A 12170-nucleotide genomic window follows, 5' to 3' on the forward strand; every position below is an offset into this window, starting at 1 on the left:
GGGACCGCGGACGATGCTTCCCGCTCCCGACGTGAGGCTCACTGAGGAGGTCCAGTCGTGAAGTTCATGACCATGGTCAAGTCCGCCGAGGGCCAGGGGCCGCCCCCTCCCGCGCTGATGGAAGCGATCGAGAAGCTCGGCCAAGACGCCGCCCGCGATGGAGTGATGGTGACGATGGGCGGCCTTTACCCCAGCGCCGCCGGAGCGCGAGTTCGCGTGGCGAGCGGCAAGCTCCACCTGACCGACGGACCGTTCACGGAGGCCAAGGAGCTGATCGGCGGCTTCGCGATCTTCGAGGTGCCATCGAAGAAAGAAGCGATCGAGTGGACCTATCGCTTCATGGAAGCGCACCAGCGACATTGGCCAGGCTGGGAAGGCGAGACCGAGATCCGGCAGATGTTCTGAAGCGCCACCCCAAGATGGTTCACTCCTACCGCACGAGCATGAGCTTTTTCGTCCCCACGTAGGAACTCGTCTCCATGCGATAGAGGTACGCTCCGCTCGACAAGCCGGCGCCGGCGAAGACCACCTCGTGCGGCCCTGCTTCGACCTCCTGGTCCACCAACGTCGCCACCCGACGCCCGGCGAGATCGAAGACCGCGATCCGCACGTGCTGGCGCTGTGGGAGCGTGTAGCGGATCGTGCTGGCGCCACGCGCCGGGTTGGGGGCGCTCTGAGCCAGGAAGACTCCAGAATCGTGTCGGCGTGGGCCGTCGGCGACGCCGGTGGTCTGCCCGGCGTTGCCGTAGAGGACGAACAGCGAGTCGTAGAGGCTCGCCACCGCCACGTCGGCCTTGCCGTCGAGGTCGAAGTCGGCAACCACCGCAGCCGACGGCAGGCCACTGCCGAAGGTGTGGGAGCAGTTGAAGCGCGGGGTGAAGTGGCCGGTCCCGTCGTTGAGGAACAGCGTGACGCCGTTGTCGTCGAGCTGGCGATTGAGCGTTGCGAAGTCGAGATCGCCGTCGTTCTCGTAGTCGAGCGAGACCACGCCGTGGGCGTTGTTCACCGGGATCAGCTCCTCGCTGAAGTTCGCGCTGCCGCCATTCCGCATCAGCACGGCCCGGGTCTCCGAGACACTGGTCGAGACGATGTCCCTGTCGCCGTCGCCGTCGAAATCGCCGGCCGCGAGGCTGCTGCCATGGCCGACGTACGAGTTCGCTGCGCTCGGGCCCTCGACGTGGACTGCCTCGAAGTTCGAGTTGGGACACGGGAGCGGACCTCCCGGGTTCACGACGAAGAAGTCCTGGAAGTCCGAGAACAGCGCACGCTGGCCACTCCCCGACGCGAGGCCGATCCCGGCGATCTCGTAGGCGCTGGAGCCAGCCAGGTTGGCGACCACCAGGTCCTTCAACGCGAGCGGGAGCTCGACCGGGGCGCCCTGCGAGTTCTTGATGACGTCGCTGCAGATCTGCCGCCCGCCCAGGTGGACCAGCAGGCCGAGGAAGCCGGAGTTCGGGAGGAAGCCGTTGTCCTCGCTCAACCAGCAGACGCGCTTGTTCGCGAAGTACGGGCTGGGCTCCGGCTCGAGCGAGACCACGCGGCCCAGCGTCTGCACCGTGGCGGAAGAAGGGAAGCCGCCCGCACCGTCGCCCCAGAAGACGGTGACGGCGGCGGCCTCTCCCGCCACGATCAGGTCGAGCCTGCCATCCTCGTCGAGATCCATGAAGCGGCAGGCATAGGGCTGAAAGGACACCGGCAGCGTGCCGGCGGGCGTGAACGACCGCAGCGAAGGATTGTTGTGGTAGAGACGCACCACGTTGTTGTCGTAATCGGTGATCGCCAGGCCGTCGGCCAGCAGGTTGTCGAACTTCCCGGCCGCCATCCCGAACGGCGTGCCGGGCAGACCGAGCCTGAACTGCGCTTCGAAGTCTCGGGTGACTCGCGACAGGACCTCGTCGGCGCCGCGCACCGGACGCGTGGGATGGCGGGGCTGGTTGTCGAAGTCGTTCGTGACCGCGGCGACCGGGGTGCCGGTGAGCTCGGGATCCTGAGCCGAACAGTCGGTGAGGTGCAGGTCCTGCCCGATGTCCACGAAGATGGGAAGCTTGACGATCGTCGCAGCGTCCTGTCCCGACGCGGCCTGATAGGCGCTGAGCGCCGAGTAGAAGTTCGTGTTCCACCGCACCAGGGTGCTGTTGTCGGCCTTCTCGAGAACGTTGAAGTCCGACTGGAACGAGGTGGTCAAAGCCTGATACGAAATCTCGTAGGTGACCACCGCGAATGGATTCGAGGTGAATCCGCGCACGACCAGGATATTGTCGACCACCCTGGACTCGTCGCCTTCGACGTAGAGCGCCTTGGCCTCGCCGATCACCGGGCCGATCGCCACGCTGTTGTGGGCAACCAATGACTTTCGTGCGCCGGTGAGGATTCCCATCTGGGCGTTCGAGCGCATCCCCATCACCATGTTGTTGCTGATCGTCAGTGAGTTGCAGGGCGGGAACATGTCGTCGGCATCGATCGCGGTGAAGCGTGACGTCCCATCGACGGTCGGCCCGCCGTTCTTGATCAGGTTGCCGTCGACGGTCCCGGCGTTGTTGACGCGCACCAGGATGCCGGTCGTTCCGCTGCCACCGGCGTAGTCGAGCGTGTTGCGGGTGATGGTGGGGAACTCGGCCGTGACGAGGATGCCCTGGCCGAGCGGATTGCCCGTGCCGCTGACCCCCTCGTGAGGCGTCTGGATCAGGTTGTTCTCGACCAGGATCGTTCCCGCGACGCCCGCCCCGTCCGCGATCGAGATCGGCCGCATCAGACGCTGGAAGCTGTTGCCGCGGATCTGCGCGGTCCTCAGCTCTCCCTGACAGTGAACTCCGTAGTCGGTGCCGAGACCGCCGGTATTGGTGTTGGCCGCGTTGCCGACGAAGCGACAGTTCTCGACGACGATGCCCTCGATCGTCGGGTTGGTGATCGGCACCCCTTCCAGCTCGAGCAGGAATCGGGCCCCGGCCTGATCGACGTCGAGGTCGATGAACGTGATCTCTCGGAACGTGACCTCGTCGACGCCGATCTTCACGACCGAGAGCCCTGTCTGCGTCGTCTGGTCGACGGCGAGGATCACGTTGTTCACGTTGCCGCCCGCGGCGGCGTCGGGCAGGAACGTCACGTGATTCGTCGGAGACAGGCCGGCCACCGGACCGTTGAGGGTCATGACGCGCGAGGTGCCTCCGTCCCGCAGATAGGTGCCCGGGCGGATGCGAAGCTGCACTGGACCCGAGACGCCGTTGGCGGCCAGGGCATCCGCGGCGTCCTGGAGGGTGGCAAAGCTTGGCGCGGCGCCGCCGATGGTGAACGTGCCGTTCAGCGGAACGGCGATCGCTCGTGAGGCCGTCGCGAGGAGAGCGAAGACGACCAGCAGGGTACGCATGGCACGACTCCTTCTTTGGGGGTCCACTCCCTCTAGCGACGAAATCCTTGCGGTCGTGCCATCCGACCTGGCGGCTTGCGCGCCCGCACCGAAGTCGGCCACGCTATTCGGCGCTGGGCGTTCGGGTTGAGACCCCTGGTCCCAGGCATTCCCGAGGCACCCCACGGTCCGTCCATGAGCCGCGCGCACGACGTCACCGAAATCCTCCAGCAGGCAGGGCAAGGCGGGGCGCGAGCCGCCGACGAGCTGTTCTCCGCGCTCTACCGCGAGCTGCGAGCCATCGCGGCGATACGGCTTCAGGCGGAGAGTCCCGACCACACGCTGCAGGCCACGGCTCTGGTCCACGAGGCCTACGTTCGCCTGATCGACCAGACCCGCAGCAACTTTCAGGACCGCCTCCACTTCCTGGCGGTCGCCAGCCGGGTGATGCGCCACATCCTGGTCGACCACGCGCGCGCCCGTGGGCGACGGAAGCGGGGCGGCGGGTGGGTGAAGGTCCCGCTCGACACCGGCGTGGCGGAGATCCCGGCGCCCGACGAGTTCCCGATGCTCGAGATGGACGCCGCCCTCGATCGACTGGGCCAGCTCCATCCCGAGAAGGCGCGCGTCGTCGAGTTGCGATTCTTCGGCGGCCTGACCTCCGAGGAGTGCGCGAAGGTCGTCGGGGTCTCGGTGCGGACCGTGGCCCGCCATTGGGATTTCGCGCAAGCGTGGCTCTATCGCGAGATGTCGAGCGACGAGTCCACCGCACCCGGCCCGTCGTCGTGACCGACCGGGAGCGATCAGACCGCGCGGCCGAGCTGTTCGGCGACGCGCTCGAGCACGACCCAGCCGATCGCCCGGCCTTCCTCGACCGCTCCTGCGGTGACGATGCCGCCCTACGACGCGAGGTCGAGTCGCTGCTCGAAGCGCTCCCTGTCGCGCGCAAGGTGTTCGAGTCCGGGCCTCCGCTCGAGGCGCTCGAGGTCCGCGACGAGCGGCCGGAGCGTCTCGGTCCCTATCGGCCCCTGCGCGAAATCGGGCGCGGAGGCATGGGAGTCGTGTATTTGGCGCGCGACGATCGGCTGGAGCGCGACGTGGCCATCAAGGCGCTCCCCGACGTCGACCGGCTCGACCGTCAGCGGCTCGATCGGTTCCTGCGCGAGGCCAGGGTTCTGGCCGCCATCAACCATCCGAACATCTCCACCTTGTACGACCTCCACGAAGAGCCCGACGGCCGGCGCTTCCTGGTGCTCGAGCATCTCCGCGGCGAGACGCTCGCCGTCGCGTTGAAGAAGGGCCCGATCGAGATCGACCGCGCGCTGGCTTTGTGCGCGCAGATCGTCGACGCGCTCGAGGCCGCCCACGCCCGCAGCATCGCCCACCTCGATCTCAAGCCCGGCAACGTCATGGTCGACGACCGCGGCCGGATCAAGGTGCTCGATTTCGGGCTGGCGCGCAGCTGGGACACGATCCCCGCGCAGGCCACCGACGGAACCGCGATGCCCGAGATCACGGCGGACGTGCCTGCGCACCCCGGCCCCGCTGAAGCAACCACCATGCGGCTCGGCACGCCGAGCTACATGCCGCCCGAACAGCTCGAAGGAGCGCGCCCTTCGCCCTCCTGGGATCTTTTCTCCTTCGGATGCCTCCTCTATGAGTGCCTGGCCGGACGCCGCGCGTTCCCGGGCCACTCGCTCGCGGAAGTCTTCCAGGCGATCCTCCGCTCCGAGCCCGACTGGAGCGCGCTGCCTCACGACACGCCGCCGGAGCTGCGCGAGCTGCTCGTCAGCTGTCTGGAAAAGAACCCCGCGCGCCGCATTCCCGACATCCATACGCTACGGGCGCGCCTGGACCAGGTGCGAGCGGCGCGCCGCCGAGATCCGAGCCGCCTGCATCTGGCCACGCCGTCCCACAATCTGCCGACGCGAATCACGAGCTTCGTGGGCCGCGCGGCCGACCTGGCGGAGTGCCGGCGCTTGTTGCGCCGCGCGTCGCTCCTCACGGTGACCGGCCTCGGAGGGAGCGGGAAGTCGCGCCTCATGCTCGAGCTGGCGAGGGAGTCGGTCGACGGCTTCGCCGACGGCGCCTGGTGGGTGGACCTGGCGCCCATCTCCGACCCGAGACGCATCGGCGAAGTGGCTGCTCGCATGCTCGGACTTCGCGAGAGAGCCAACCAGAGCCCGGCGGACGTGCTGGTCGAGCACCTGCGGGAACACGCGTGCCTGCTGCTGCTCGACAACTGTGAACACGTTCGAGCGGCGTGTGCCGAGCTGGCCGCGCGCGTGGTGAAGAGTGGTGGGCGATCGCGAATCGTCGCCACCAGTCGCGAGGCGCTCGGCACGCAGGGTGAGGTGGCCTACTCACTGACCCCTTTGGCGCTGCCCGACGACGGCGGCACGGCGGAAGGCGCCGAGGCCGTGCAGCTCTTCGTCGACCGCGCCACGCTGGCGCGCTCGGAGTTCGAGCTGTCCGCGGACAATACCGCCGCGGTGGTCTCGATCTGCCGCCGGCTCGACGGACTCCCGCTGGCGATCGAGCTGGCCGCCGCCCAGCTCGCGAGCATGCCCGTCGAGGACGTGGAGCGGCGACTGTCGGATCGCTTTCAACTGCTCCAGGGCAAGCGGATCGCGGCGGCGCGGCACCTCAGTCTCGAAGCGGCGCTGGAGTCGAGCTACGAGATGCTGGCCGAGGGCGACCAGTCGCGACTCGGGGCCCTGGCGATCTTCGCCGGCACCTGGACCGTCGCCTCGGCGGCGGCCGTGTGGAAAGTCGAAGATCAGGAGGCCTTGAACGCGCTGATGCGGCTCGTGCGCAAGTCGCTGGTCATGGTGGACACTTCCGGGCGCTCCGAGACCCGCTACAACTTTCTCGAGACGGTCCGGCACTACGCGGCGGATCGTCTTGCCGACTCCGGGGGCCTGGAGACGGCGCGCGACCGACACTTCGACTACTTCGCCCAGCTTGCTCGCGACGCGGAGCCGAACCTGGTAGGACCGCAATCCGAGGCCTGGCTCGGCCGCCTCGACCGCGACCACGAGAACTTCCTCGCGGCCATCGACCGATGCGACGCCACACCCGAAGGTGCGACGCGTGCGCTCGCTCTGTCGGTGGCGCTCTCAGGATACTGGTACCTGCGCGGGCTGCTGACGCTGAGCCGCACCCGGCTCCTGCGAGCACTCGAGCGCGCGCAGGGTCCGAGCACACGCGCGCACGCTGCGGCGATGCGGGCTGCTGGGGGCATCGCGACCGAACAAGGTGACTACGCCGCGGGGCTGCGGTTGTGCGAAGCCAGTCTCGCGATCTTTCGTGAGGTCGGCGACGTCGACGGCGAGATCCGCGCCGTGGATGGAATGGGCGCCGCCGCGCGCTGGATGGGCCGCTTCGACGAGGCAGTCACGCACTACGAGACCGCGCTCGACTTGTGCCGCCGCCACGGCCGCCGCAAGCGCGAGGCGCTGATCCTCAACAATCTCGCCGACCTCCACACGATTCGCGGCGACGAGGCGGCTGCGCGGCGCGCCTGCGAAGCCGGTCTCGCCCTGGCGCGCGAGCAGGGCAACTGGCAAACGACCGTCCACGCCCTTCTGAATCTCGCGTTGATCGACGTCCGCGGTGGCGACCACACGGCCGCGGCTGGGCGGCTGCGCGAAGTCTTCCAGGCTCGCCACGAAGCTCCGCCTGCGATGTGGATGACGTACATCTTCGAGGTGATGGCCGAGGTGGCGGTGGCGGACGACGCGCCGTGGGCCGCGCGCTGCTGGGGCTTCGCGCTCGAGCAGCGCTCGAAGACCGGCGTGTTACCCAGCGCACTGGAACGGGAGGAGCGGGCAAGGGTCGAGGCGCGGCTGGCGGCCGTGCTCGGCGAGGCGCACCGCGACGCACTGATCGCCGAAGGCCGATCGATGTCGCGCGACGAGGCCATGACCAAGGCCATCGCCTGGATCGAAGCTCGGCCGCGTTAGGAACGATTCGCGGCGAGTCACGAGCAGAGCCTATCGCGTACGTTTCATGCGACAGTTGGTCGGCGGGAACCGGACGATCGGGTTGGGCGACGACGGTGGCCATGGCGACTCCGAATCGCCGTGAGGGCGTTTCGAGGCCGCAAGCCTAGCCAAAGGGCATGGATCGGCGCGACAGGTTTGGGAAGATCGTCCCGGTTCGGCCGCCGGTCAACGCGGCCGCGAAGCCATGGACTCCAGGATCTCCTGGAGCTCATCGGGATCGGCTGGCTTGACCAGGTGGTGATCGAAGCCGGCCTGCTCGGTGTGGCGGCGATCCTCTTCCTGCCCCCCGCCCGTGAGCGCGATCAGGAGCATTTGTTTGCCCCACGAATGCTCTCGGATGCGCCGGCAGACTTCATAGCCGTTCACGATGGGCATAACGATGTCGAGCAAGGCGACGTCCGGTCTCCTCTCGTCGGCCACCTCCATGGCTTCGGCCCCATCGTAGGCGGTGCTCACCTCGTGACCCTTCAGCGTCAGGAGGCGCGCGAGCGAGTCCGTGCCGTCCCGGTTGTCGTCGGCCACGAGAATGCGGCGGCGCGATGTCGGACGCCCCTGATCTCCGTCCGGGCGCGGCGGAGCGCCTTCGATCGCATCGCGCGTCGCGGCCGGAAGACGGACCAGGAACTCGGTCCCATGTCCGGGGCTGGTGCTGCGAACCTCGATGGATCCTCCGTGAAGATCGACCAGGCGCTGGGCCAGCGAGAGGCCGATCCCCAGCCCGCCCTGCGAACGTCCCCGCGCCGATTCGGCCTGCGAGAAGAGACTGAAGACATGAGGCAGCATCTCGGGCTCGATTCCGATCCCGTCGTCCTTCACCGAGATGGCGACCCCGTCCCCGTGCCGCTCGACGTTCACCCAGATATGACCGCCCCGCTCGGTGTACTTGGCCGCGTTGGTGAGCAGATTCGAGAACACCTGAGCGAGACGCACCTGATCGGCCTCCACATGAATCGGCTCGTGCGGCAGGGTGACCGTGATCTCGTGAGAGCTCCCATCGATCATCGGGCGGCTCGTCTCCAGGGCGGATTCGATCACCGCCCCAATATTCACGCGAGCCTTGCGGAGCTGCAGCTGATTCCGCGAGAGCCGCGAGATGTCGAGCAGGTCCTCGAGAAGCCGGCTCATGTGCTCCACCTGCCGCTCGATGACGCCCTGGATCAGCTCGAGATCGGGATCCCGCAGGTCCTTCAGCTTGAGGATCTTCATCGCGTTGAGGATCGGCGCGAGAGGATTGCGCAACTCATGGGCGAGCGTGGCGAGGAACTCGTCCTTCATCCGATCCGCGTTGCGGAGAGCTTCCTCGACGCGCCTGCGATCATCGATGTCGACGTGAGCGCCCACCACCCTGACGACCCGCCCGTCCTTGTCTCGGACCGGGACGCTGCGCGACAGAAACCAGCGGTAGACACCGTCGGAGGCGCGGCGTAGCCGGAACTCGATCTCCAGCATCCCTCCTTTCGCCCGCTCATCGTCCCATCGACTCCATTGCACATCGCGGTCGTCAGGATGAACGACGTTCCGGAGCTGCTCGGGGTCGTGGGTCTGCTCGACGGTGAGCCCGGTGTATCGAGTCCAGTGGCGGTTGACGTACTGGAGCGCTCCGTCCGGGTTCGAGGACCAGACCATCTGGGGTCCCGACTCGGCCAGCGAACGAAAGACCTCCTCGCTCTGACTGAGGGCGGCTTGCGAGCGCCGCAGCTCCTGGTAGTGCCACTGCTCGGTTGCATCCACGATCATCAGGCACTGCCCGAGGGCTCCCTCCTGCAGCCCCGTGGCGCAGAGATGGACCGAGATCGAGCCGTCGGGACGCAGGAGATCGACGTCGACCTGAACGTCCGCGGAGCGGGCACCGCTCAACGCCGAGTCGAACGACTCACGGCTGTGTGGCGCCACGAAATCCTGGCTCGGCTTGCCGATCAGCTCCTCGAGGGGCCGGTTCAGCAGCTCCGAGAAGCGTGGGTTCGCGTAGAGGATGGTGCCCTGGACCGTCAAGGTAGCAGCAGCCTGGAGCATCTGCTCGACCAGAAGCCGGTACGGCCTGTAGGGCGTCTCGAGCGTGTAGACCTGCTCCGACTCCGTGCCGAGGAGGAGGGCGTCCACCTCGCCCGCGCGAAGGGCGCGGATCGTCTCCTCGGCCTCCTCCAGCCTCTGTCGCAGTTCGTCTTTCGTCAGGAGTGGACCCTGATGAGTTGGAGCCATGGGGTCTCCGCGTCGGCGCCCTGCATCCGGCACCTCGGGCTCAGAGTTTGGCCGGACGCAGCTGCAGGCCCACCAGCGTGCGATCGACGTTGGAAAGGTCGCCAATCACCTTGCGAATCGGCGACGGGAGCTTTCGTACCAGGGTCGGGATCGCGACGATCTGATCGCCCTTCGCCAATTGGGGGTGAACCAGAAGATCCACCACCTCGATTCGATACTTACCGGACAAGTGTTCCTCGCAGATGCGTGAGAGGTTCTCCACCGCGGCGACCGACTTGGGCGTCTTCCCGGCGACGTACAGTCGCAGATCCCAGACGTCGGGATCCTCCAGCCCGCGGGCTTCGAGCTCCTCCAACGATTCCGGCTCTCTCCCGTCGGCCGACATTGGCGCCTCCTCAGAACTTCCCCTTGGTCCGGCCATCGGTCGGTGGCCCCAACGGCTCGTCGGCCTGGCGGCTGACGGCCATCCTCTCCTGGTCACGCCGGACGAGATCCACGGCCGCCTGCTCCTGATCGATGTGTCCCTGGAACTCCTCTTCCTCGACTTCGAACTGGGCCTGGAGCGCCTTGATCTGCGCCTCCAGCATCTGGCGTTTGCGCTCCAGCTGACGCCGTCGACGCTCGATGTCTTCCTGACGGCTCGTGGCCACGGCCTGTTCGCGGGCCTCCTGCGCCAAACGCATGGACCCCGTGAGGACCCCATCCGGTCCGACGTAGACGTCATTGAGCTCGATCCCGTTCGGCGTGAGGAGGTACTCACGGATCTGATTCGAATGGGCCATGCCCCGCGATTTGAGGATGTACATACCGCGGTTCCGCTCCCCGGCTAGCTCGATGTCACGCAACAACAGCCACGTGTCGACCAGGGAAGAGATTCCGATGCCCGACTGCTCGAGGGATTGACCACCGTGCGTGAGGCTGGTGAAGATCGCCGTGATCTGCCGCGTCTTGAGGAAATCGATCAGTCGAATGAGCATGGACTCCGCGTCGGATTCCTCTCCGGCACGGAGGAAGTTCGTGATCGGATCGATGATCACCACCTGCGACTCGAATTCGTTGATCCACTTGTGGATCGATGCGAGGTGCGCCTCGAGCCCGTGCAAGGTCGGGCGACTGGCGTGGAAACGCAGCCGTCCCTCCCGCACCCACTGGCCGAGGTCGAGCCCAATGGAGCCCATGTTGCGGACCAGCTGGCTCTGGGACTCCTCGAACGCGAAGTAGAGACAGCCCTCTCCTCGTCGACACGCGGCGTCCGCGACGTGCGCCGCCAGGCTTGTCTTGCCGATCCCAGCGGTGCCGCTGATCAGGACGCTGCTTCCGCGATAGAAGCCCTGACCTCCCAGCATGGCGTCGAGGCGGGGGATCCCGGTGGAGATTCGCTCGTTGCTCGCCTCGTGTCGCAGCCCCAGCGAGGTGATGGGAAGCACCGAGATCCCATTCTCGTCGATCAGGAACGGGTACTCGTTCGTGCCGTGAAAGCTGCCCCTGTACTTGACGATGCGCATTCGCCGAGTCGAGAGCTGGTCTCTCACGCGGTGATCGAGCGCGATGACGCAGTCGGACACGTACTCCTCAAGGCCCTGACGCGTGAGCTGACCGTCGCCGCGCTCTCCGGTGATCACGGCGGTCACTCCCTTGTCCTTGAGCCAGCGGAAGAGCCGGCGCAGCTCGGAACGGAGCACGGCCGCGTTCGACAGTCCACCGAAGAGCACCTCGATCGTGTCGATGACGACACGCTTGGCCCCGATCGTGTCGATGGCGTGACCCAGCCGAATGAAGAGCCCCTCGAGGTCGTACTCGCCCGCCTCCTCGATCTCGCTCCGCTCGATGTGAACGTAATCGACCAGCAGCTTCTGTTGTCTCGCCAGCTTCTCGAGGTCGAATCCGAGAGAGCGAACGTTCTCGGTCAGCTCTTCGGCGGTCTCTTCGAAGGCGATGAACACCCCGGGCTCGTCGAACTGAGTGGCCCCGCGAACCAAGAACTCGATGGCCAGGAGCGTCTTTCCGCATCCGGCGCTGCCGCAGACGAGAGTGGGACGGCCGCGAGGGAAGCCGCCTCCCGTGATCTCGTCGAGACCCGCCACTCCGGTCGGCGCCTTGGCGATCGAGCCGAAGGTCAGAGGAGTGCTCGGCCTCGGATCGATCGCAGTCTCGGTCATGATTGCCTCGTGTGAGCGCGCGAGCCGCGGTCGCCCTGAGTGAAACGCGTTACGATGGCGCGGCGGCAGCCTCGACACCAATTGCTGGAACTCCAATTCACCAAGTGTCGCGCCCCGATGCGCGTCGAGGACAGGCAACGAGGCTCACCGAGGGACTACGAAGGCTAGGTCGCATCCTGAGTCGCGTCAAGGCACTGTTCCCTACTCGGTTCGCGGCCAGGCCCAAATGGCCGGGTCAGCGGAGCGGAGCGGAGCCGAGCCGGTGTCAAGCCGGGGGATCAGCACGGTGCGGGGCCGCCGCGAGGAGCGCTAACCCTTGTACCCTGTACCCTTCGCGCGAAGGCGCGAATTGAGTAGTTTCGCGGGCCCCCATGCCGGAGTGGCGAAACTGGCAGACGCGCGGGACTCAAAATCCCGTGAGGCTCAAACCTCGTGCGGGTTCGACCCCCGCCTCCGGCACCA

Annotated in this window: 7 protein-coding genes and 1 tRNA gene; 4 read left to right on the top strand and 4 right to left on the bottom strand. The window is 67.0% G+C overall.

Annotation, left to right across the window (positions count from 1 at the left end):
• The first annotated feature begins 66 nt into the window (after positions 1–66).
• Entirely contained in the window at positions 67–405 is a 339-nt protein-coding gene (locus VFQ05_00930) for a YciI family protein (GenBank protein HET9325316.1), read from the top strand.
• A gap of 25 nt (positions 406–430) precedes the next feature.
• On the opposite strand, the gene VFQ05_00935 is transcribed toward VFQ05_00930, so the two are convergent.
• The gene (locus tag VFQ05_00935; GenBank protein ID HET9325317.1) at positions 431–3364 is read right to left on the bottom strand and encodes a T9SS type A sorting domain-containing protein; all 2934 of its coding nucleotides are present in this window, start codon (positions 3362–3364) and stop codon (positions 431–433) included.
• 174 nt (positions 3365–3538) lie between these two features.
• Here VFQ05_00935 and VFQ05_00940 point away from each other — a divergent pair, with 174 nt between their 5' ends.
• Both VFQ05_00940 and VFQ05_00945 read left to right on the top strand, forming a co-directional pair.
• Positions 3539–4132, top strand: a complete 594-nt coding sequence (locus tag VFQ05_00940) for a sigma-70 family RNA polymerase sigma factor (protein ID HET9325318.1) — start codon at positions 3539–3541, stop codon at positions 4130–4132.
• Positions 4075–7308 (top strand): protein kinase, encoded by a 3234-nt coding sequence (locus tag VFQ05_00945; GenBank protein ID HET9325319.1) that lies wholly within the window; start codon positions 4075–4077, stop codon positions 7306–7308. Before VFQ05_00940 ends, VFQ05_00945 begins: the two co-directional genes overlap by 58 nt.
• Positions 7309–7515: 207 nt before the next feature.
• Here the strand turns inward: VFQ05_00945 and VFQ05_00950 are convergent, their stop codons facing one another.
• From VFQ05_00950 to kaiC, 3 genes are read right to left on the bottom strand one after another with little or no spacing between them, the layout of a single operon-like run.
• Complete coding sequence (locus VFQ05_00950; protein ID HET9325320.1) at positions 7516–9549, bottom strand: ATP-binding protein; 2034 nt, start codon at positions 9547–9549, stop codon at positions 7516–7518.
• Positions 9550–9589: 40 nt separating this feature from the next.
• On the bottom strand, positions 9590–9934 hold the full coding sequence (locus VFQ05_00955; GenBank protein HET9325321.1) for a circadian clock KaiB family protein: 345 nt from the start codon (positions 9932–9934) through the stop codon (positions 9590–9592).
• Positions 9935–9944: 10 nt separating this feature from the next.
• The gene (gene kaiC / locus VFQ05_00960; protein ID HET9325322.1) at positions 9945–11708 is read right to left on the bottom strand and encodes a circadian clock protein KaiC; all 1764 of its coding nucleotides are present in this window, start codon (positions 11706–11708) and stop codon (positions 9945–9947) included.
• Positions 11709–12081: 373 nt separating this feature from the next.
• Between kaiC and VFQ05_00965 the strand changes: the two genes are divergently transcribed.
• A tRNA-Leu gene (locus VFQ05_00965) sits at positions 12082–12170 on the top strand.

This window comes from Candidatus Eisenbacteria bacterium (assembly GCA_035712145.1).
Taxonomy (GTDB): Bacteria; Eisenbacteria; RBG-16-71-46; order RBG-16-71-46; family RBG-16-71-46; genus DASTBI01.